20 protein-coding genes are annotated in these 21,985 nt (G+C 71.6%); 5 read left to right on the top strand and 15 right to left on the bottom strand.

The window, feature by feature from the left end; genetic code table 11:
• Positions 1-13 precede the first annotated feature (13 nt).
• Positions 14-1,489 (top strand): polysaccharide biosynthesis tyrosine autokinase, encoded by a 1,476-nt coding sequence (locus tag HW566_RS11325; RefSeq protein WP_178012960.1) that lies wholly within the window; start codon positions 14-16, stop codon positions 1,487-1,489.
• Positions 1,490-1,504: 15 nt separating this feature from the next.
• On the opposite strand, the gene HW566_RS11320 is transcribed toward HW566_RS11325, so the two are convergent.
• Positions 1,505-3,367 (bottom strand): endo-1,3-alpha-glucanase family glycosylhydrolase, encoded by a 1,863-nt coding sequence (locus HW566_RS11320; protein ID WP_178012958.1) that lies wholly within the window; start codon positions 3,365-3,367, stop codon positions 1,505-1,507.
• Between the two features lie 578 nt (positions 3,368-3,945).
• Here HW566_RS11320 and HW566_RS11315 point away from each other — a divergent pair.
• Positions 3,946-5,139, top strand: coding sequence for an NAD(P)/FAD-dependent oxidoreductase (locus HW566_RS11315; RefSeq protein ID WP_178012956.1), 1,194 nt, complete (start codon positions 3,946-3,948; stop codon positions 5,137-5,139).
• 6 nt (positions 5,140-5,145) lie between these two features.
• Here HW566_RS11315 and glmM read toward each other — a convergent pair whose 3' ends face one another.
• From glmM to rplM, 3 genes are read right to left on the bottom strand one after another with little or no spacing between them, the layout of a single operon-like run.
• On the bottom strand, positions 5,146-6,504 hold the full coding sequence (gene glmM / locus HW566_RS11310; protein ID WP_178012954.1) for a phosphoglucosamine mutase: 1,359 nt from the start codon (positions 6,502-6,504) through the stop codon (positions 5,146-5,148).
• A gap of 5 nt (positions 6,505-6,509) precedes the next feature.
• On the bottom strand, positions 6,510-7,001 hold the full coding sequence (gene rpsI, locus HW566_RS11305; RefSeq protein WP_178012952.1) for a 30S ribosomal protein S9: 492 nt from the start codon (positions 6,999-7,001) through the stop codon (positions 6,510-6,512).
• A 28-nt stretch (positions 7,002-7,029) separates the two neighbouring features.
• A complete protein-coding gene (rplM, locus tag HW566_RS11300; protein ID WP_178012950.1) occupies positions 7,030-7,476 on the bottom strand; it encodes a 50S ribosomal protein L13 in 447 nt (148 codons plus the stop codon).
• Between the two features lie 227 nt (positions 7,477-7,703).
• Between rplM and HW566_RS11295 the strand changes: the two genes are divergently transcribed.
• Both HW566_RS11295 and HW566_RS11290 read left to right on the top strand, forming a co-directional pair.
• Positions 7,704-9,410: a sensor histidine kinase gene (locus HW566_RS11295; RefSeq protein ID WP_178012948.1), complete on the top strand. Its 1,707-nt coding sequence runs from the start codon at positions 7,704-7,706 to the stop codon at positions 9,408-9,410.
• A 46-nt stretch (positions 9,411-9,456) separates the two neighbouring features.
• Positions 9,457-10,518: a PAS domain-containing sensor histidine kinase gene (locus tag HW566_RS11290; RefSeq protein ID WP_178014897.1), complete on the top strand. Its 1,062-nt coding sequence runs from the start codon at positions 9,457-9,459 to the stop codon at positions 10,516-10,518.
• Here the strand turns inward: HW566_RS11290 and HW566_RS11285 are convergent.
• From HW566_RS11285 to HW566_RS11260, 6 genes are all read right to left on the bottom strand, one after another.
• Entirely contained in the window at positions 10,490-12,160 is a 1,671-nt protein-coding gene (locus HW566_RS11285) for an ATPase (protein WP_178012946.1), read from the bottom strand. The two genes, HW566_RS11290 and HW566_RS11285, sit on opposite strands and share 29 nt — an antisense overlap.
• A gap of 82 nt (positions 12,161-12,242) precedes the next feature.
• A complete protein-coding gene (locus tag HW566_RS11280; protein WP_178012944.1) occupies positions 12,243-13,895 on the bottom strand; it encodes an alpha-amylase family protein in 1,653 nt (550 codons plus the stop codon).
• Complete coding sequence (locus HW566_RS11275) at positions 13,892-14,902, bottom strand: LLM class flavin-dependent oxidoreductase (RefSeq protein ID WP_178012942.1); 1,011 nt, start codon at positions 14,900-14,902, stop codon at positions 13,892-13,894. The genes HW566_RS11280 and HW566_RS11275 overlap by 4 nt, the downstream gene beginning before the upstream one ends.
• An 87-nt stretch (positions 14,903-14,989) precedes the next feature.
• Complete coding sequence (locus HW566_RS11270) at positions 14,990-15,601, bottom strand: sigma-70 family RNA polymerase sigma factor (RefSeq protein ID WP_256728681.1); 612 nt, start codon at positions 15,599-15,601, stop codon at positions 14,990-14,992.
• Between the two features lie 160 nt (positions 15,602-15,761).
• Complete coding sequence (locus HW566_RS11265) at positions 15,762-15,932, bottom strand: CsbD family protein (RefSeq protein WP_094260399.1); 171 nt, start codon at positions 15,930-15,932, stop codon at positions 15,762-15,764.
• A 127-nt stretch (positions 15,933-16,059) separates the two neighbouring features.
• Positions 16,060-16,269: a hypothetical protein gene (locus HW566_RS11260; RefSeq protein ID WP_178012940.1), complete on the bottom strand. Its 210-nt coding sequence runs from the start codon at positions 16,267-16,269 to the stop codon at positions 16,060-16,062.
• A 104-nt stretch (positions 16,270-16,373) separates the two neighbouring features.
• Between HW566_RS11260 and HW566_RS11255 the strand changes: the two genes are divergently transcribed.
• Positions 16,374-17,270: a hemagglutinin gene (locus HW566_RS11255; RefSeq protein ID WP_178012938.1), complete on the top strand. Its 897-nt coding sequence runs from the start codon at positions 16,374-16,376 to the stop codon at positions 17,268-17,270.
• A gap of 19 nt (positions 17,271-17,289) precedes the next feature.
• Here the strand turns inward: HW566_RS11255 and HW566_RS11250 are convergent, their stop codons facing one another.
• From HW566_RS11250 to HW566_RS11230, 5 genes are all read right to left on the bottom strand, one after another.
• A complete protein-coding gene (locus tag HW566_RS11250) occupies positions 17,290-17,826 on the bottom strand; it encodes an ASCH domain-containing protein (RefSeq protein ID WP_178012936.1) in 537 nt (178 codons plus the stop codon).
• The gene (locus HW566_RS11245; protein ID WP_178012934.1) at positions 17,823-19,316 is read right to left on the bottom strand and encodes a purine-cytosine permease family protein; all 1,494 of its coding nucleotides are present in this window, start codon (positions 19,314-19,316) and stop codon (positions 17,823-17,825) included. The genes HW566_RS11250 and HW566_RS11245 overlap by 4 nt, the downstream gene beginning before the upstream one ends.
• A 73-nt stretch (positions 19,317-19,389) precedes the next feature.
• Entirely contained in the window at positions 19,390-20,211 is an 822-nt protein-coding gene (locus tag HW566_RS11240) for a nitrilase-related carbon-nitrogen hydrolase (protein ID WP_178012933.1), read from the bottom strand.
• A gap of 121 nt (positions 20,212-20,332) precedes the next feature.
• Positions 20,333-21,343 carry an SDR family oxidoreductase gene (locus tag HW566_RS11235; RefSeq protein ID WP_178012931.1) on the bottom strand — a complete coding sequence of 337 codons (1,011 nt, stop codon included), beginning with the start codon at positions 21,341-21,343 and terminating at the stop codon, positions 20,333-20,335.
• Between the two features lie 109 nt (positions 21,344-21,452).
• Positions 21,453-21,962, bottom strand: a complete 510-nt coding sequence (locus tag HW566_RS11230; protein ID WP_178012929.1) for a hypothetical protein — start codon at positions 21,960-21,962, stop codon at positions 21,453-21,455.
• Positions 21,963-21,985 lie beyond the last annotated feature (23 nt).

Here is a 21,985-nt window from a genome sequence, read left to right as displayed (position 1 = left end):
AATGGGGGACGCTATGGAGTCCAATCGTGTTCTGCGGGTGATCCGCTATCACTGGATGACGGTCATCGTGCTGATGGCGCTGGGTGCTTCTGCAGCACTCGCCTACGCCTGGTCGGTGCCGCGCGAGTACACGGCGCGAGCCGACGTCTTCGTCGCGGTGACGGGCAGTTCGACGACGGGAGAGCTGGCGCAGGGAAGCAACTTCTCGCAGCAGCAGGCGCGGAACCTCAGCACCGTCGCGACGCGCGAGATCGTCCTCGCGCCGGTCATCGACGAGCTGGGGCTCGGGGATTCGACCGCCGAGCTGCGCTCCCGCGTGACGACCGCGGTGCCGCTGAACACCTCGATGATCTCGATCTCGGCGGTGGACCCGTCGCCCCGCGAGGCGGCGCGCATCGCGAACCTGGTGGCGGCCAAGCTCGCCGAGGTCGTGCCGACGCTCTCGCCCCAGGTCGACGGCACGTCGCCGGTGCGGCTGCGCGTGATCGAGAACGCCGTGCCGCCGAACCTGCCGTCCGCACCGCACACCCCGATGCTCGTCATCCTCGGCGCGCTCGGCGGCCTCGTCGCCGCCGCCGTCGTCGTGCTGATGCGTCTGATGTTCGGCACGCGCGTGCGCACCGTCGAACAGGCGCAGGAGGCGTCGGGCGCCGCCATCATCGGAACGGTGAGCTCGGATCGCACCGCCGACCGCGCCCCGCTCGCGCTCCTCTCGGCCCCGCACTCGCTGCGGTCGGAGGACTACCGGCGTCTGCGCGGCAACCTGCGGTTCGTACAGGCCTCTCAGGCGCACCGGGTGTTCGTGTTCACCTCGTCGGTGCCCAGCGAGGGCAAGAGCACCACGGCTGCCAACGCCGCCGTCGCGCTCGCAGCGACAGGCGCGTCGGTGTGCCTCGTCGAAGCGGATCTGCGACGCCCGAGCCTCGGCCGCATCCTCGACCTGCCGCCCGACCTCGGTTTCACAAGCGTGCTGGCCGCCGAGGCGACGCTCGACGACGCCCTGGTGGCCTGGGGCCCCGACCGCCTGCACGTGCTGCTGGCCGGGCCCATCCCGCCGAACCCGTCGGAGCTGCTGGAGTCGGATCGTGCGCTCGAGATCCTCGAGAGCCTGCGCGAAGCGCACGACATCGTGATCATCGACGCCCCTCCCGTGCATCCCGTCTCGGATGCCGCCGTGCTGGCACGTGTCTTCGGGGGCGCGGTGCTCGTCGTCGGGGCCGGCCGGGCACGCGAACGCGACGTGCGACGCGCGGTGGCGCGTCTGACGTCGGTCGGGGCGACGATCCACGGCACCGTGCTGAACCTGGCACGTCCCTCCCGCGCGGACCGTCGCAGTTACACGACCTACTCGGCCGCGCCCGAGACGCCCCGCCGCACGCGCGGGCGCGGCACCGCGACGCCCGCGGATCCGGGACCGGCGCCGGAGGGAGACGACCGCCCCGCGGCCGACGCGCTCCGGGAGGAACGGTCGCCCGCGGGGCGGCGGTGATGAGTGCCGGGGGTGTCAGCCGAGGCTGCTCACCCCGTAGTAGCTGAGGTCCTGCACGGTCGGAGCCTTGACCACCCGGTAGGGCGACGTCAGGGCGATCACCTGGCGGCCCGAACGAGAGACCGTCGCCGAGACGACGCCCTCGCGCAGCGGAACCGTGTGCACCGATCGGCCGGCGGGAGCGGCGAACGTCGTCGACGTCCCCCCGGCGGTGATCGTCAGGGTCGCCGGTGCCGTGAGGTACACGACGGCCTCGACCTCGTCGGTCACCGTCCCGGAGGTGCCGCCGAGCGTCGGCGTGGCCAGCAGATGCCCGATGGTCGGGCGTGCGCCGGCGAACTGGGTGCGGTGCACCAGGAACGCCTGGTCCTGGGTCACCCGGGGTTGGGTGCCGGAATGGAACCAGTCGAGGTAGGGCCTGCTGATGTCGAGGAACGTGTCGCCGTGGTCGGCCGACGGCGCGAACTGGGTGCTCTCGCTGTAGTCGTTCCAGGTGACGAGCTGCACGTACTGCGCGCCGCTGTCGATGGCCCGCTGCCACGACGCCCGGAGGTTGTCGGTGTTCCCCGACTCCGCGAACACGCCGGCGCGCGGGCGGTAATCCTGCACCGACACCGGCGCGATCCACGTCTTACCGAGGGCGGCCGCGCGAGCAGCGTAGTCGGGCCCGTTCGACGTGTGCCACGCGGTGCGGACGCCCCAGTTGCCGTAGCCGTCGGCGATACCGCGGAACGCGGACATGTTCGCGTCCGAGGCGTTGAGGAACACCGCCTGGAAGGTGATGGGAACCCCATGGACCCGTTGCAGCCGGTCGATGATCCGAGACCACCAGTCGACGCTCTGCTTCTCGGCCGCGAACGACGACAGCAGCAGCCGGTCGTCGACCCGGAATGCCGCGCTGGAGCGGTACAGCTCGGCGAGACGATCGGCCACCGTCGCCGGGTCCGAGTTGCGCACCGATGCCGACGCGTCGATCATCGGCACGACGGCGAACCCGCCCTGCCGCTCGGCGGCCGTGAAGAGGTTCTTCGTCGCCTCCCAGTTCGTACCGCTCAGACTCATGATGTTGACGGTGAAACCGTCGAGACCGGCGGCCTTGGCCTGGCGCACCTCGCGCTGCAGATTCTCGAGCTTCCACGACGACGACCCCGACGGCGCCACCGGGGCGGGGCGGTCGCGCAGCAGACCGCCGTACCGGGCGTGCTTGCCGTTCTCGCCGTTCGGGGCGAGGTAGTTGCGGGTGTAGTAGTCGGCGTCGGCGGGCTTGTTGTCGATCGACACGGGGTACGGCGGGAAGTAGTGCGCGAACACCGCGCGCCCCTCCTCCCCCGTCGCCGGCGGCGCGGGCTGGGCCGGCGGCGCGGGTTGAGCCGGCGGCTTGGTCGGGGCCGGGGCGGCTGCGGGCTTGGGCGTGTAGGTCACCTTGAGCGTCGGGGCCTTGTCGCCGGTGCGGTAGAACGTCGTGGAGACGTGCTTCTGCCGATAGGCGACGCGCAGCGAGAGCTGTCCCTTCGCGGCGATCTTCGCGACGTCGCCCAGCGACACCGTCAGCCGAGCGCCGGAGCGCGCGGCCGGTGCCGACTGGCTCAGGCGCTCACCGGCCTCGGCCGGGCGATTGGCGTACGTGAGGTTCGAGCTCGACCACGACCCGCTCTCGCGGAAGACGTCGATGCCCGCCGCGGTCGCCGTGGTGTGGCGGACGGTGAGCGAGAACGAGGCCGAGACCGGCTTCGTGACGTCGATGTCGGCGGGCAGCGCGAACCGCGCGTAACTGCGGTCCTGCGTCGAGGTGGCACTCAGCGACTGCGTCTTCAGCGCGGTCTTGGGGGTCCGCGACGAGACGGTCGCCGTGTCGCTCGGGCCGAGCGTCACGGTCACGGTCTTCGGCTTCGCCGCTTGCGGGGCGAGGTCGGTCGACGCCTGTGCCGCCGGGGCACCGGCGAGCACGACCGCGAGCGCCGCAACGGCCGCGATCAGAGTGCGTGGGGTCCTTCGTCGAGATGGGTACAGGGGATCCGGATGTGCTGGTTTCATGACTTCCTCGTGGGTATCAATCTCCTCGGCAAGCGCGCACCGCTGCCGATTCCCTCCCCCAGCAATCCCCACGAGTGTGGCATGAACCCTCATCCGCTCAAAATGCGGGGCCTCCGGCGCCCACCGCAAGATCACCCGAAGACAAGCGCAACGTTGGCGCAACGTTGCCACGAGGGGCCCTTTTCGACGGCCCCGCGTCGTACGCTGAGACCAGTTCCGAGACCGACAGGGCCGACATCCGATGAGGCCCCCACTCGGGCCCGTGCGCTGGTTTGGGGACATCGTGACGGGCTGGCTCACTGCCTGTGCGCGATGGGGAAAGCGCGCGCGGGCAGTGGGTCCTCGGACGGCGAATCATACGCCTGCGCCCGCTCGGCGGCACTGCGCACGACACCGGAGTCGCGCGGCCGTAGCGTGACGGCATGCAGAGCTTCGATTATCTGATCATCGGCGGCGGGATGGTCGCCGACGCGGCGGCCCGCGGCATCCGCGAACTCGACGAGACGGGCACCATCGGCATCCTGAGCGCCGACATCGACGAGCCCTACACGCGGCCGGCGCTGTCGAAGAAGCTCTGGACGGACCCCGATTTCACCTGGGACCAGGTGCCGCTCGGAACCGCGTCCGACACCGGGGCCGAGATCCGTCTGCGCTCACTCGTGACCTCGATCGATCGCGACGGCCGCAGCGTCGAGACCGACGCGGGCGAACGCTTCGGCTATCGCCGGCTCTTGCTGGCGACCGGATCGCGTCCCCGCGAGATCGAGGCGCGGGACAGCGACCGCGTCCTGTCGTTCCGGTCCGCCGAGGACTATCGACGGCTGCGCGAGCTCGCCGGACGGAGCGAGCGGATCGCGGTCGTCGGGGGCGGCTACATCGGTGCCGAGATCGCCGCCGCCCTCGTGCAGAACGGCGTCGCGGTCGAGGTGGTGTTCCCCGATGCCGTGCTCGGCGCGGGGACGTTCCCGCTCGAGGTCGCCGAGCGCTACCAGCGCCTCTTCGCCGATGCCGGTGTCGGCCTCGTGGCCGGGCGACGTGTGGACGGGATCGACGCGGGCGACAGCGGGATCGCACTCGTCCTCGACGACGGGTCCCGGCGGGACGCCGACGCGGCGGTCCTCGGGCTCGGTGTCACGCCCGTGACCGACCTCGCCGAAGCCGCCGGACTGTCGGTCGACGACGGCGTCGTCGTCGACGAGACCCTCGCCACCGGCGACGACGCGATCTGGGCGGCCGGTGACATCGCGTCGTACCCCGATCGTCTACTCGGCCGGACGCGCGTCGAGCACGTCGACAACGCCCAAGAGATGGGGCGCGCCGCAGGGCGTTCGATGGCGGGCGGTGGCGAGGCCTACCGCCATACCCCGTACTTCTATTCGCAGGTGTTCGGTGTGCGCTGGGAGGCGGTCGGCACCCTCGACCCCGACCTCGACACGCTCGTCGTCGAGCTGGACCCCGACGAGACGGGACCGCGGACCGTCGTGTACTTCCGTGACGACGCCGGCGCACCGGTGGGCGTGCTGCTGTGGAACGTCGCGGACGCGCGCGACGCCGCGCGGCTCGTGCTCGCCGACGCGCCCACCGACGAGTCCGAGCTGCGCGGCCGCATCGGCTGAGTCGGGCTAGAGGGCGAGGCGCTCGCGGACGACGGCGGCGAGCTCCTCGGCGACGCGGTGCGCCTCGCCCTCGCTCGTCGCCTCGACCATGACCCGCACGAGCTGCTCGGTGCCCGACGCGCGCAACAGCACGCGGCCGGAATCGCCCAGACGCGCGGACTGGGCGGCGACGGCATCCTGGAGCTCCGCGTCGCTGCCGACGCGATCGCGGTCGACGTCCCGCACGTTGATGAGCACCTGCGGGAACACCGTCATCACGGCCGCCAGCTCGGCGGCGGTCTTCTGCTGACGCGCCATCTCGGCAGCCAGATGCAGACCCGTCAGCAGGCCGTCGCCGGTCGTGGCGTATCGGCTCATGATGACGTGACCGCTCTGCTCGCCGCCCAGTCCGAACCGACCCTTGTTCATGCGCTCGAGCACGTACCGGTCTCCGACGGCGGTCTGCTCGACCGCGATCCCGTTCTCGGCCATCGCGCGGTGGAGGCCGAGATTGCTCATGACCGTCGCGACGAGGGTGTTGTAGGGCAGCCGGCCGCGCTGCTTCATCGCGACCGCGAGGATCGCCATGATCTGGTCGCCGTCGATGACGCGTCCGTCGGCGTCGACGGCGAGGCAGCGGTCGGCGTCGCCGTCGTGGGCGATGCCGATGTCGGCGCCGGTGCGAACGACCTCGGCCGCGACGCGCTCAAGGTGCGTGGAGCCGACGCCGTCGTTGATGTTGAGCCCGTCGGGATCGGCGCCGATCACGGTCACCTTCGCCCCGGCGTCGCGGAAGGTCTGCGGCGATACCCCGGATGCTGCGCCGTGCGCGCAGTCGAGCACGACGTGCAGGCCGTCGAGGGTGTGCGGGAGCGAGCCGAGCAGGTGCACGACGTAACGGTCCTCGGCGTCGGCGAAGACGCGGATGCGGCCGACGTCAGCGCCGGTCGGCTGGAGCTTCGGTCCGGTGAGGGCCTCTTCGATGCGCCGCTCGACCTCGTCGGGGAGCTTGACACCGCCGCGGGCGAAGATCTTGATGCCGTTGTCGGGGGCCGGATTGTGCGATGCCGAGACCATCACGCCGAAATCGGCGTCGATGTCGCCGATGAGGAACGCCGCCGCGGGCGTCGGCAGCACGCCAGCGTCGAGCACGTCGACACCGGACGACGCGAGACCCGCCGAGACGGCGGCCGAGAGGAACTCCCCCGACACCCGCGGGTCGCGTGCGACCACCGCGGTCAGCCGCTTGCCTGCGGCCTTGCGCGCCTCGGCTATACGACCCTGGCCCAGGACGACGGCAGTCGCCTGGGCCAGGGTGAGTGCGAGTTCGGCGGTGAGGGGGCCGTTGGCCAGCCCCCGCACACCGTCCGTACCGAACAGCGCCACAGAGCTTAACGCTTCGAGTACTGAGGAGCCTTACGCGCCTTCTTGAGACCGGCCTTCTTGCGCTCCTTGACGCGGGCGTCGCGCGAGAGGAAGCCGGCCTTCTTCAGGGTGGCGCGGTTGTTCTCGACGTCGATGCCGTTCAGCGAACGGGCGATGCCCAGACGCAGCGCGCCGGCCTGGCCCGAGGGGCCACCGCCGGAGATGCGGGCGATCACGTCGTACGAGCCGGCGAGCTCGAGCACCGTGAACGGGTCGTTGATCAGCTGCTGGTGCAGCTTGTTCGGGAAGTAGTCCTCGAGCGTACGGCCGTTCACCGTGATCGTGCCCGTGCCGGGGACCAGACGCACGCGGGCGATGGCCTGCTTGCGGCGACCCACGGCAGCGCCGGGGACGGAGAGCACCGGACGCGGAGCGGCGGCAGCGGCCGCCTCCGTCGCGGGCGTCTCGGTGGAGTAGTTCTGGGGGGTCTCCTCGAGGGAGTCAGCGATCTTCGCCATCAGTGTTTCCTTGAGTGTTTCGCGGCGCTTACTGGGCGACCTGGTCGAAGGTGTAGGTGGTGGGCTGCTGCGCAGCGTGCGGGTGCTCGGCACCGGCGTAGACCTTGAGCTTCGAGAGCTGCTGGGCGCCCAGGCTGTTCTTGGGGAGCATGCCGCGGATGGCCTTCTCGACCGCGCGGACGGGGTTCTTCTCGAGCAGCTCCTCGTAGGTGACCGACTTCAGACCACCCGGGTAGCCGGAATGGCGGTACGCCTTCTTCTTCTGGAGCTTCTGGCCGGTCAGGGCGACCTTTCCGGCGTTGACGACGATGACGAAGTCACCGGTGTCGACGTGGGGGGCGAACGAGGCCTTGTGCTTGCCGCGGAGAAGGACCGCGGCGTGCGAGGCGAGGCGGCCGAGGACGACATCGGTTGCGTCGATGACCAGCCACTCGCGCTGGATCTCGCCAGCCTTGGGGGTGAAAGTGCGCGTCATAGTAGTGCTGCTTTCTTGAATCGAACGGAGAAGTTCGTGAATCCCGCTCCGGGGTGGTTCTCATGGAGAACACGCCAGTGGAGGGCTCACGTTCGTCGGTGCCGGGCCAGCGGGCACAGGCACCAAAGATACAGCGTACGCTATCGACTGCCGTTATCAAAGCCGCGCCTCCTCCCCCCGGGTCGCTCTTCGATCTCGGATGTCCGATCGAACCGGAGAGGACCCGGATGCCGCTGTTCGAACTCGCCCGCTCGCGCCGCGGCCGCGTGCGCGTGTTCACCCGTGCGCAGTTGCCGTTCGCGATCGGCGCCCTCTTCGTACTCGCCGCCCTCGCGTTCGGAGCGCCCGCGACGATGTCGTCCCCCCTGGTGGTGAGCGCGGTGGTGCTCATCATCGTGGCGACGGGGGCCGCGGCGGTGGTCCCGTGGGAGCTCTTCTCGCCCTCGTGGCTGCTGCTGATCGCCATCGCCGACATCGTCGCGGTCGCGCTGCTGCGCACGGAGGCGATATCGGTGCTGCCGGCGGTCAGCATGCTCGCCATCTTCCCCATCCTCTGGATCGCCTACGGCTTCCCCACCATCGCCTTCCTCGCCGCGGTCGGGGGCGCGGCGTTCATGACCTCGCTGCCGTTCGTGATCCGTGGCGCCTGGCCGAGCGCTCCGGTCGAGTGGATCAACGTCGTCACCCTCCCCGCCCTCATCCTCGCGATCGCCGTGGTCGTCAACATCGCCGCGCAGCACCTGCGCCGCAGCGGCCGCCGGCTGCGCGAATCCCACGAGGCCCGCGCGCGTGCGCTCGCCCAGGCGCGGGACAACGCGCTGGTGCTGCGCACCGTGCTCGACACGGTGCGCAGCGCCGTAGTGCTCTACGACGACGCCGAGCGGCTGGTCCTCGCGAACCGGACCGCCGAGCAGATGTCGCAGGCGATGGGCCTTCGCCTCGAGGAGCCGCCGTTCGCCGGCGATGCCGTCCTGGCCGCCGACCGTCGCACCCCGGTGCCGCCCGACGCCCAGCTCATCCCCCGTGCGCTGCGGGGCGAGAGCGTGAGCGACGCGATGGAATGGATCGGCCCGCCGAACCTGCAACGCGCCATCACCGTCGACTCCGACCGGGTGCGCCGCGCGGACGGCACCCTGCTGGGCACCCTGCTCGTCGCCCACGACGTGACCGATATGGCCGACGCGGCGCAGCTGCGGCAGGACTTCCTCCGCACCGTCTCGCACGAGCTGCGCACCCCCCTCACGAGCGTCACCGGCTATCTGGATCTGCTGACCGAGCACCTGCAGGCGTCCGATCCGACGGCGGGCCGCTATCTCGGCATGGTCGAGCGCAACGTGCTCGTGCTGACCGACCGCATGAACGAGCTGCTCTCTGCGGCATCCTCCGACAGTCCCGTGTCGCCGCGCCCGGTGACTCTCAGCGACCTCATCGCCTCGGCGGTGCGGGCCGTGTCGCCCCGGGCTGAGCACCGGGGCAGCTCCATCCAGCAGATCGGCGCGACGGAGCACCGGGTCGTGCTCGACCCGGTGCGCATCCGCCAGTCGCTCGAGGAGCTCCTGATCAACGCCGTCAAGTTCAGTCCGCCGTCGTCGGCCGTGGTCATCGGCCAGCACGTCGACGACGGCGGCGTCCACATCGTCGTCAGCGACAGCGGTCCGGGACTCACCCCCGCCGAGCGCGCTCGCGTCTTCGACCCGTTCTACCGGACCGCGTTCGCGCGGGAGCACGCGATCCAGGGGTTCGGGATCGGTCTGTCCGTCGTGCGCGATGCCGTCGTCGCTCACGGCGGCCGCGTCCGCGTGGGTCCGTCGGCCTCGGGCGGCACGGCGATGACGATCCTCCTGCCTCCGACCGACGCGGGGGCGCCCGCGGATCGCGTGCCGATCGGGGCGATGTCAAGCGGCGACGCGAGATCGTCCGCTTCGGAAAAATAGCCTCGACGCTGAGACCGATCCCTCGGCAGAGTTCGAGGTGACGACGATGGTTGTGCTCCGGCCCGCAGCGACCCCTCGCTCGGAGGCGGGCGAGACGGAAGAGGCGGTCGACTGGGCGGCTCAGGTCTCGTCGGTGGCGATCGTCCGCCTGGATGCCGTCGGGCTCGTGCGTTCGTGGAATCCCGGCGCCGAGCGACTCAAGGGCTACGCCGCCGCAGACATCGTGGGCACGTCGTTCTCGCGGTTCTACCGGCCCGACGATCGCGACCGCGGCTGGCCCGAGAGGCTGCTGTCGACCGCACGCGACGAGGGCTCGGTGGAGGACACCGGATGGCGCGTGCGCTCGGACGGTTCGCTCTTCTGGGCGCACGTGCTGATCACGGCGGTACGCGACGGCGAGGGTGTGATCACCGGTTTCGTGAAGATCGTTCGCGATCTGACCGACGCCAAACGGCTCGACGACGAGAAGGACGACTTCCTCCGCGCGTTCGCGCACGACCTGATCTCGCCGATCACGGCGCTGCGCGGCTACGTCGACCTGCTCGAGGACGAGGTCCCCGCGGCGCAGGCGGGGCTCGTCCAGCACGTGTCGCGGGTCGCCGACCACCTCATCGCGATGGCGGGCGAGCTCGCCGCCCATGCGCGGGGCGCCCCCGGTGACGAGAGCGCCGAGACCGACATCCTCCCCCTCGTTCACGAGGCGGCCGAGCTCGTGCTGCCGGGGGATGTCAACGACCGCGTCCGCATACGCGGCGCCGGCCGCGCGAACCTGACCACCGACCGGGCGATGCTGCGCCGGGCCGTCGCCAACGTCATCGACAACGCGGCGAAGTACAGCGAGGACGTCATCGTCGTCACCGTCGCCGAGCAGACCGACGCGACGGTGGTGACGGTCGCCGACACGGGACGGGGCATCGACCCGGCCGACGTGCCGTCGATCTTCGAGCCCTACCACCGCGGCAGACTCTCCGACCCCGGCGACGGCGGCACCGGCGTCGGTCTGGCCAGTGTCCGCGACCTCCTGCATCGGCTGGGGGGCGACGCGTCCATCGCGAGCGCCCCGGGGGTCGGAACGACCGTCACCCTGCGGTTGCCGCCCGCGGGCTGAGCGAGGCGACGGCGACGACCGCCTCGAGCACGACGTCGCCGCCGTCCTGGTAGACCCGTGCCGCGGCGGTCCCCAGGCCCCGCCGGCTCACGGCGGCGAGCCGACCCGGGGCGGCGACGCGCAGACGCAGGTCGCCGGCGGGCGTGCGGTCGAGGTCGATCGCAGCGCGGCGGGCGCCGGAGTGCTTGACCGCGTTGACCAGCGCCTCGTTGACGACGGATGCGATCCCGTCGGCGGCGGCGTGGGTGTCGAGCATGGCCGTCGCGGCGGCGGAGACGCGGCTCTCGACGCGGATCACGGGACGCCAGACCTCCAGGAGGTGCTCGAGGGCGGCGCGGCCGCTCACGGCCGGCGCGAGGACCGGGGAGGTCAGCTCGTCGAACGCGGCATCGGTGCGAGCGCGGAAGCGCGCGAGATCGTCGGGCGCGGGGTCGTGTTCGTCGACGATCGCGCCGAAGACCACGCAGGCGCCCTGGGCGCGCCCGTGCAGCGCCTCGATGGCGCGTCGCAACGGCTCGTGGAGCCGCCGGTCGGCGAGCGCCGCCTGCCGGGCGACCTCGGCGAGGCCGGCGGCTGCGGCCCGTTCGTCGGCGTGCGCCCGCGCCAGCGCATCACGGCAGAGGCTCACGAGCACCGCGACGACGGGCACCGCCGGCACGGGCACCAGCCCGAGCGTCCCGATGCCCGGAAGGAGGACGTAGGTCGCGCCCGCCATGGCGATGCCCGCCGCGAGCCAGACGAGCGCGAAGGTCGCGCCCCGCCCGGGCGGGCGGGCCCAGCGACGGGTGGCGACTCCGGCGGCGAGGTCGACGGCGATCCCGGCGAGGATCCCGCCGAGGGCGACGCCGATCCCGCCCGCGGCGACCGCGAACGGGAGACACGCGATGGCATAGAGGGGTCCGGTGACGAGCCACGGCGTCGGGACGAGCCGGTGCGAGAGCGGTGGCGACTCGACGGGCACCGGCGGGCCGGGCGGCACCGACGCGGCATCCGGTTCGGCACGCAGCCGGCGGTCGAGGCCGTGGCTGACGTCGCGGACCTCGTCGGCGAACGCCCGGACGCCGTCGAAGTCGACCGTTCCCGCCAGCATCCGCTCGCGGGAGGCCCGCAGCCGGGCGCCGGCGCGACGCAGTTCGCGATCGGAGGCGCGGGCGAAGGCGTCGCGGGCCGCGCCGGCGACCTCGACGCGCTCGCGCGCCGCCCGGAGGCGCTCGGCGGCCGCGCGGGCCGCGGCATGCCGGGAGGTGATCATGGCGACGATCGACAGGAGCGCGAACGCCGTGACGAGGTTGGTCGCGACGCGCGCGAGCGCGGACCCATGCGGCACGATGTCGAACAGCAGGGCGCTGATCGCATCGTTGATCCCCGAGCGCGCGATCGCCGCGAGCGCGAGAGATCCGAGCACCACGACGGCGCGTGCGGGACGCGCGCGCAGGCGTCTCTCGGCGAGGACGGCGGGCAGCACCAGCACGGCCAGCGGGACCCACCCGAGCGTGGCGACCAGCGCGCCGCGCAGGTAGGACTCGAGGCCGGTCCCCCCGATCGAGGGCACCGAGAACACGCCGGCGACCAGCAGCGACAACGCCGCGCTCCAGCGCGTGAAGAAGGCGCCGCCGGTGACGGCGTTCCACCAGATCGTCATGGCGTGAAGGACGTCCCCCCGAACCGACTCGGGCGTCGGGTACGCCTGAGGTCGGCGCGATGCTACCACCGCGGCTCCGGCGTCAGCGCAGGCGGCCGTCGCCGGGGCGGCACACGCGCATGCGGCGGGCGCCGTAGCCGTCGAGCGCCATCGTCACCGTGCCGCCGGTGACCGGCCAGCTCTCGCCCGAGGCCAGGCACACCAGCTCGGTGCCGGGGGGCTCCTCGCCGAGCTCGACCTCGAAGCGCACCGGCTCACCGGCGAAGTTGTGCAGCGCCACGAACCGGCTCTCGTCGGTGCTCACCGCATGTCCGAGCACGGACGGCGCGCTCACGGGCGTGATCTCCAGCTCGCCCCACCCGATCTCCGGCGACTGCCGGTACGAGCGCGCGAGGCCCCGTACGAACGCGAACAGCGAGTCGCCGGCCAGCAGCTGGTCCTGGACGTTCACGTGGGCCGGGCCGTACGCCCCCGTGGGTGCGGGAAGCGGATGCTTCGACGGCGGCGCCGTCGAGAAGCCGCCCTCGGGGCGCCACTGCATCGGCACGCGCACGGCGTCGCGTTCGTCGATGTCGAGGTTCTCGCCCATCCCGATCTCCTCGCCGTAGAGCAGCACGGGGGTCCCGGGCAGCGAGAAGAGCAGGCTGTAGACCAGCCGCACGCGGCGCGGATCGCCGCCGAGCATCGGGGGCAGTCGACGGCGGATGCCGCGGCCGAACACGCGCATCGACTCCTCCGGCGCGAACGCATCGAACACCTCCGCACGCTCGTCCTCGCTCAACTGATCCAGGGTCAGCTCGTCGTGGTTGCGCACGAAATTGGCCCACTGCGAGATCGTCGCGATCGGCGGGCGGCTCTCGAGCGATGCGCGCAGGGGCGCCGGGTCCTCGCGGGCGAGGGAGAGGTACAGCGCCTGGTTGCTCGCGAAGTCGAACTGCATGTGCAGCTCGCCGTCGCCGTCCTCGCCGAAGTAGGCGGCCTGCTCCTCGTGCGGCACATTGACCTCACCCACGAGCATCGCATCGCTCGAACGCCGCTGCGCGAACCGCCGCAACGCCTTGAGCACGTCGTGATCGCGCTGCGGTTCGCGGCGCTCGGGCGACGAGACGAACGACGGAACGGCGTCGACGCGGAACCCCGACACGCCCAACTGCAGCCAGAAACCCATGACCTTCGCGAGCTCGCGCCGGACGGCGGGGTTCTCGGCGTTGAGGTCGGGCTGGTGCGAGTAGAAGCTGTGCAGGAAGTACTGCTCGGTCTTCTCGTCCCACTCCCAGACACCGTCCTCCTCCCCCGGGAACTGCGTCTCGCGCGGGTCGTCGGGGATCTCGTCGCGCCACACGTAGAAGTCGCGATACGGGGACGTCCGGCTGCGGCGGGCCGAGACGAACCACGGGTGCTTGTCGGAGGTGTGGTTCATGACGAGGTCGACGATGACCCGGATGCCGCGGTCCTCTGCCGTGCGGATGAGCTCGACGACGTCGCCGTGCGTTCCCAGGCGGGCATCGACGCCGTAGTAGTCCGAGACGTCGTAGCCGTTGTCGCGACCGGGGGTGGAGTAGAACGGCATGAGCCAGAGGCAGGTCACCCCGAGATCGGCGAGATAGGGCAGCCGACGGGCGAGCCCCGTGAGGTCGCCCACACCGTCGCCGTCGTCGTCGAGGTACTTGTCGACGTCGACGCAGTAGACGACGGCGTTCTTCCACCACAGGTCGCTGGTGTCGGCGATCCTCATCGTCCACCTCCCCCGGCGTCGGCGGGGCTGCCGAGGCGCCGTCGGAGGGCGGCGAGCAGGCTCGCGGCACGGTGGCCCAGGAACGCCCGCTGATCCTGGGAGATCTCGTGCACGTAGAGCCGGTCGAAGCCGGCGCCGACGAGATCCGCGAGCCGATCGGCGAGCGCGTCGATGCCCTCCGGAGAGTCCACCGCGATGACGACGTGCTCGGCCAGCTCGGCGTCGGTGGGCTCGCCGGCGCGAGCGGCGAACTCCTCGGGCTGGGCGATGTCCCAGGCTTCGGGCGGGGTCACGACGCCGTGCGCCCACTGGTCGCGGACGAGGGCCGTCCCCTCCTCGACGGTGGATGCGAGTGCGATGTGCACCTGCAGGCAGGTGGGACCGAGCCCGCCGGCGTCGAGATAGGCGTCGACGATCTCGGCCACCTGGTCGCGACGGGTCCCCATGGTGACCAGGCCGTCCGCCCAGTCCGCGGCCCAACGCGCCGTCTCGGGCGACGCGGCGGTGGCCATGAGGTTCGCCGGCGCGGTGGGCAGGGTCCACAGCCGCGCCTCGTGCACGCGGACGCGTCCCTCGTGGGTGACGGTCTCGCCGGCGAGCAGGCCGCGCATGACCTCGACGCACTCGCCGAGACGGGCGGTGCGCTCGTCCTTGGCCGGCCACGGGGCGCCGGTGACGTGTTCGTTGAGCAGCTCGCCGCTGCCGAGCGCCGCGAAGTACCGGCCGGGGAACATCTCCACCAGCGTCGCGATCGCCTGCGCGCTGACGACGGGATGGTAGAGCTGTCCGGGGGTGGCGACCGATCCGATCGAGAATCGCGTGGAGGCCAGCGCAGCACCCAGCCACGCGATCGTGTTGCCGGAGTGACCCTGGTTCGGCGTCCAGGGCGCGAGGTGGTCGGCGCTGAAGGCACCGTCGAAACCGACCTCCTCGGCCGCGACGACGGCCTCGAGCAGGGCGCTGGGCGCGAGTTGTTCGTGCGAAGCGTGGTATCCGATGAAGGCCATGCTCCAGTGTTCCCGGGGGCTCCCGTCGGATTCTCGCGCTTGCCGGATGCGGGGCCGTGCGGTAACGGGCCCGGCACCCCGGGACGCTCAGGCCGCGGCGGCCGCAGCCCGGCGGAGCCGGGTGAGGGCGTCGCGCATCCGCGACTTCACGGTGCCGAGGGGGTGCCCGAGCCGGTCGGCGATCTCGGCCTGGCTGTAGCCGCCGACGTAGGCCAGCGAGATCACGAGCTGCTGCGCCTCGGTGAGTTGGGTCATGTGCACCCGCAACTGCTCGATGGCCCGTCGCAGGTGCAGGTCATCGGCCATGTCGGACCCCAGCGACGCCGCGTTGCGCGTCCCGTCGGCGATGTCGCGGGCCGTGGCCGCGCGGACGGATCGCACGCAGTCGACCGCGCGTCGGTGCACGAGCATGAGGATCCACGACTTCGCCTTGCCCCGCGCGACGTCGAAGGCCGCCGCGTTCTGCCAGACGTGGAGGAACACCTCCTGCAGCACCTCCTCGGCGAGGTGGTGGCTGTTCGTGACCCGCAGCGCCAGTCCGAACGCCGCAGCCGAGGTGGCGTCGTAGAGAGCGGCGAACGCGGCCTCGTCGCCGTCGACCACCCGGACCATGAGCCGGGCGAGCTCTTGCGTCCCGGCCGGCTCGCTCATCGGCGGCGACATGTCGGCCCCGGACGGCGGGGCGAGGAGCTCTGACATGGTTGAATACTGCGCCCGTGACGCCGAATCACTGAACGGTTGCACCACGGTCGCCGTCCTGCTATGTGATTCCAGTCAGGTGAATGGATCGACGGGCAGCCGCACCGCAGAGCGCCCCGGGTCGCAGGGACCCGGGGCGCTCGCGCGTTGTGGAACGTCTTTACTTGAAGGCATCCTTGACGTTCTCGCCGGCCTTCTTGACGTTGGCAGCGGTCTGGTCCTTGTGGCCCTCGGCTTCGAGACGCTCGTTGTCGGTGGCCTTGCCGGTGGCTTCCTTAGCCTTGCCGGCAACGTCCTGAGCGGCGTTCTTGATCTTGTCGTCGAGTCCCATAGCGGCCCCTTCCGTCGATCTGCGTCCGGGGACGTGTCCCCGGATGCCGGGACGCTTCATCCCGGTGATCCCACGCTAGGTCGGCGAGATCGTACGCGCACCCGCTCGCGTTCCGCGCCCGGATGCGCTAGTGGCGCCCAGCGCCGCCGCCACGGCCGCGACCACCACCGGGTCCGCCGCCGCGGAGCCGGATGAGACCCACGACGGCGAACAGCGCGCCGGCCACGATGTAGAGCGCTCCGGTGCCGGCGGAGCCGCCGACGAGCGAGAAGATCCCCGCGACCGCGAACAGCGCCGCGGCGACGAAGGACAGGATCATCACGGTTCGGTTCGTCATCAGCACCTCGAAAGAGACGGGGGCCGAGATCCGGCCGCGCCCGCAACGCTACGGCATCCGCTCGTTCCCAGCTTTCTCGTGTGCGGGTGCGTCACGATCGATGCATGGCCTCGCGATCCCGGATGCGGCAGCGACGACGGCGTCGCATCGGGATCGCGGTCACACTGCTGCTCGTTCCGACCCTGCTCGTCGTCCTCATCGTCGCCGTCGGGGTGACCGCCGCGGGCCTGCTCTCCGGTGCACCCGACGCCGCACCGCCGCTGGGCGATGAGGCGCGGGAGCTCCCTCCGAACGCCGGTGCGCTCGAACCGGGCAATCTCATCGACGACGACCTCTTCTTCGATCGCGACGCGCTCTCGACGGCGCAGATCCAGGACTTCCTCGACGAGCGGATCGGCGACTGCGCGAACGACGCGTGTCTGAACGTCGCGACGGCGGGGATCTCCTCGCGGGACGCCCGCGTGTCGGAGCGCACCGGCGAGGTCGTCTGCCGCGCCCTCGAGGGCGGCGAACTCGCCGTGTCGGAGATCATCTATCGAGTGCAGCAGGCGTGCGGCATCTCCGCCCGCGTCATCCTGGTCATGCTGCAGAAGGAGCAATCGCTCATCGAGGGCCGCGCCGCACGCGCACCCTCCGAGGGGCGGCTGCGCGCGGCGATGGGAGCGAGCTGCCCCGACACCGCTGCGTGCGACCCGCAGTACGAGGGGGTCGGCGCGCAGATCGTCGCGGGTGCGACGGACCTGGCGTCGTATCGGGCGGCGCGCTTCATGCGCCAGCCCGGCACCCACGTCATCGCCTTCCACCCCGACCGCGACTGCGGCGGGGCCGAGGTGCGCATCGAGAACGCTGCGACCGCCGCGCTCTACAACTACACGCCCTATCAGCCCGATGCCGCCGCGCTCGCGGCGGGCTGGGGCACGGGTGGGCCGTGCTCGTCCTACGGCAACCGCAACTTCGCCTACTACTTCGCACTGTGGTTCGGGTCCGTCCGCGCCGGATGAGCCGCGACGTACGAGTCCGTCAGCGCGGCGCGACAGGCGTCGAGGCGTGCTCGGGCGGCCAGACGACTGAGAAACGCTCGAAGACGATCTCGTCGTCCTCCGACCAGACGGCGCCTCGCGCCGCGGCGACGCGGATCCAGTAGCGGCGGTGCTCGCGCTGCCAGCTCTCCAACGACCCGTCATCCTCGCCCTCGTCGGCGGCGAACGCCGCGTCGGCGCTCGCGAAGGGGCCGAGGCGCAACTCGGTCGTGCGGATGATGATCCGCGGGGCACCGGTGCCGTCGCACGCGATCCAGTGCGATCCGATCCGGGGCACGGGGTCGCCGTGCGCGACGAAGTCGGCGACGAGCTCCGCGGTGGCACGCTTTCGACCCGACAGGACGATCTCGAGCAGCTCGTCGGCGAGACGGGCGGAATCACCGAAGTGCTCGACGGTGTACTCCTCCGAGGCGATCGTCGCTTCGGGGTGCGCCGCCCGATACGCGTCCCACATCCGGGCGGCGGCGTCGGTGTCGAGCGGCAGGGAGTGCGAAGAGGCGGCGGCGATCTCGGTCATCCTCCGATCCTGGCATCACGCGAGCCGAAAGCGACGGAGTGCACGCCGCCGGCCCCGGCCTGCTCGGCGGCGACGGCGCGCTCGGCGCGCAGGTCGAGCCCGCGCGCGAGGAGCAGGTAGGCCACGGCCGAGGCGACGAGCCCCACGAACAGGGCGATGTCGATGTCGCCCATCGCGTGCGCCACCGGTCCGACGTACCAGGTCGTGACCACGAACGGGATCATCGCGACGATGCCGATCGCGTACGAGATCAGGCCGCGCCACCCCCAGTTCCCGTAGATGCCGCCCGGGACGAACATCTCGCCGATGGCGTAGTGGCCGCGCCTGACGGCGTAGTAGTCGACGAGGTTCACCGAGGTCCACGGCACGAGCACGTACAGGAGCACGACCAGGAAGCTTCCGAAGGAGTCGAGGAACTCCCCCGTCGCCAGGAGCGCGCCGAGCAGCCCCGCCGAACCGATGACGATGCACGCCGCGACGCGCACCGCACGGGTCGGGCGGACGGTGACGAAGGACGAGACGACGGTGATCAGCTCGATGCTGGCGGCGTAGACGTTGATGGTGATGACCGTGACGAGGGCGGGCAGCGACGACCACAGCAGCACGGCGCCGAGCCCGGGTGCGATGGCGTCGGCGGCAGCGGTGATGGCGCCCACCGGGTCGGCTCCGGCGAAGAGCGAGGCCACGAAGGCACCCAGCGCCATCAGCCAGCCTGCGCCGACGACGACGCCGGATGCGGTGAAGACGAGCGCGCGGCGCGGGCTCGTCTGCGGCGGCAGGTAGCGCGAGTAGTCCGAGACGTAGGGCGCCCAGCCCAGGGCGTAGGCGGCCGCGGCGGCGAACTGCACGAGGAATGCGGGCCATGCCACACCGCCGCCGGCCAGGGCGCCGGTCGGCAGGGGGATCGCGACGACCGCGATGACCGTGAAAACGCCGAAGGTGGCGAGGAAGAGCCATGTGAGCCACTTCTGCACGCGGTGGATCCAGTGGTACCCGATGATCGCGAGGGTGATGGCGAGGACGGCGATCAGCACGAACCACAGGGCGCCCAGGTCCGTCCCCGTCGTCTGCGCGAGAACGTCGCCCGCCAGCAGCAGGTTGAAGATGTTGAACCCGACGATGCTCGCGATCACGACGAGGCAGATCAGCGCGACGCCGCGGTAGCCGAACTGCGCACGCGACTGGATCATCTGCGGCAGCCCGAGCTGCGGTCCCTGAGCGGAGTGGAACGCGGTGAAGACGGTGCCCACCGCCACTCCGAGCACGATGGCGGCGAGCGCGGTGAGCAGGTTCGCCCCCAATGCGACGCCGACCATCCCGGTGGCCAGCGTCGTCAGGTTCGCGTTCGACATGAACCACAGCGAGAAGAGGCTCCCGGGCTTGCCGCTGCGCTCCGTGAGCGGCACCCAGTCGATCGATTTCACCTCGATGCCGCGCGTGGTGGGCACTGCCTTCGTGGTGTCGGCGATCTCGAGGCGCGGGTCGTCCATGGCGGGTCCTCTTTCGGGAGGGGAGGGTCTCGGGCGGTTCTCGGGTGTGCGGGTCGCGGCGGGGCCGAGCCGCTCAGCCGTACAGGTCGATGCGGCGGTCCGCGAAGAGGTCGTTCAGCTCGCCCAGCGCCTTGTGCCCCGGGGCGACGGCGACGTCGGCGGCGGTGAACGGGCCGTCACCGGAGGCGACGATCCAGCCGTCCCCGTCGATGACCGCGGTGCCGCCGGTCCATACGACGCCGCGTTCGGTGCCGGTGCGGTCGGCGATCACCGTGGGCAGGCGCGAGGAGCGCGCCGCGGCCATCGCCTGGATGAGCTCGGGTGCGCGCTCGCCGTCGGGCCGTGCGACGAGCGGCCAGTTGACCGGCAGGGCCAGCACGTCGGCGCCGGCGAGCGCGAGCCGCCGGGGCACCTCGGGGAACTCGTTGTCGTAGCAGATCGCCACACCGACGCGGCCGATCGCGGTGTCGACGACGAGCCCCGCCGACGGGCCGGGTCGGAACACCTTCTTCTCGTCGGCCCACAGGTGCGACTTGCGGTAGACGGCATCCACGCCGCCTCGCGAGAGGACGGCGGCGCTGTTGTACAGCTCGCCGTCGAGGGTCTCGCAGAACCCGACGACCGCCACCGTGCCGGCGCCCAGGCGACGCGTCACCCGGTCCCAGCGCGGATCGTCGCGGGTCATCGCCAGCCCGGCCGCCTCGTCACGGTCGGTGAAGACATAGCCGCTCGTCGCCAGCTCGGTCGCCACGATGAGCTGCCGCCCGCGGCCACCGGCCTCGTCCAGACTGTGCGCGATGCGGTCGAGGTTGCCGTCGACATCCCCGAAGACGATCTCGGGGGTCAACGCGATGCACCGGAGCGCGTACGCACCGTCGGCGTGCGGTTCGACCATGGTGCACCCTCCTGCGCGGCTGTCCGGCCAAACTACGGCGCGGCCGATCCATCGCACAACGGGGTGCTTTCCGGTGCCGACCATAGGTCGAGCCGATGGCCGGCTCCGAGGACGGGCTGGTTCAGCGGCGGCGGAGGAGCGAGACCACCCCTGCTGCCGCTCCGGCCACCGCGGCCGACGCGGCGGCGTAGAGCGGCGCGCGATGCCGGATCGCCCAGGTCTGGATGCTGCCGTTCCGGGCGCGGTCGTCGAACGCACCGTGGGCACCGTGATCGCCCGGGACCGGCTCGTAGAGGTTGGCCTTCGAGCCGGACGGGGTCGAGTCGGGGGCGAACTGTCCCTCCCACGCGTTCTTGGCGAGGTACCAGTCCAGGAAGCGCCCGGCGACCCGGGTTCCGAGGATGAGTCCGACCGTCGACTCCCCCACCCAGGTGCGTCGCCGAGGCTTGTCGGCCACGTCGGCCACCGCGCGGGCACCCACCTCGGGCTGGAAGATCGGCGGCACCGGCTGCGGGTGGTGCGGGAAGTCCGACTTGACCCAGCCGAACTGCGTCGTGTTCAGCGCCGGCATGTCGACGATCGACACGGCGATGCTGCTGCCCTCGTGCGTGAGCTCGGAGACGACGGAGTCGGTGAACCCGTGGATGGCGTGCTTCGCGCCGCAGTAGGCGGCCTGCAGCGGGATGCCGCGATGCGCGAGTGCGGAGCCGATCTGGATGACGTGCCCGCGGTCGCGGGTGCGCATGCGGGTCAGCGCGGCTCGCGTGCCGTTGACCGCGCCGAGGTAGGTGACGGCCGTCGCGCGATCGAAGTCCTCGGGCGTGGTGTCGAGGAAGGTCGAGATGGCGCCGGACATGACGTTGTTCACCCAGAGGTCGATCGGGCCGAGTCTGCTCTCGACCTCCTGCGCCGCCCGGTCCACCGCTGCGGCATCCGATACGTCGACCGACACGGCCAACCCGCGGCGGCCGGTCGCCTCGATCTCGGTCACGGCGGCGTCGAGCCCGTCCTGTCCGCGTGCGAGGACGGCCACATCCCAGCCGCGCTGAGCGAGCTCGCGCACGATGGCGCGGCCGAGCCCCGCGCTTCCTCCTGTGACGACGGCGACTCCGCGCTGGTTCGAGTGCGGCATGACGGTCTCCTTCCACCGGGGCATCCACGGTGGACACTCGCGATCAGGCGACCATTCTCGGCAGGACCGCCGCATCGGACAGACCTGTTGCCCCGGGGCCCCTCATGGTCTAGGAGGTCGGCGAGATGCCGATCAGGTACGCGCCGGCCTGCCCGCCGCTGTCGAGCATCACGACCAGCCCGCGCTCGGTGAGGTCGACGGGCAGCGTCGTGGCGGCGGGGCAGGCGACGGCGACGGGGTCGCCCAGGCGCGTACCGGCCGAGGTCTCCACGGTGACGGTGAGCCCGTCCGGACCTTCGCACCGGACGGTCACCGCATAGCCGCCCGGCTCGAGGGTCTGATTTTCGGAGCGGTTGACGGCGACCCCTCCGACGTCGCCGAACGAGCCCCAGAACTGCGTGGGAACCTCCCGCTGGTTCGCTCGCGCCTCCTCGTCGAAGTATCCGGCCCAGGGATCGGGTGTCACGGCCGCGCTGGACGGCGCTGCCGGGGTGGCGACGGGGCCCGAGGTGGGGGCGGGCTGCTCGGGCGCGAGGTCACCCTGCGGGGTGCACGCGGCGAGGATGCCGAGGGATGCCGCGACGCCGGCGATGACCATGGGGATCGGGGCTCTGCGCATTGGGCGATGCTAGGCGAGCGGGG

It is taken from the genome of Microbacterium oleivorans (assembly GCF_013389665.1).
GTDB lineage: Bacteria > Actinomycetota > Actinomycetes > Actinomycetales > Microbacteriaceae > Microbacterium > Microbacterium oleivorans_C.
The sequence above is the reverse complement of the archived record's forward strand: the minus strand, read 5'-3'. Positions and strand labels throughout refer to the sequence as shown.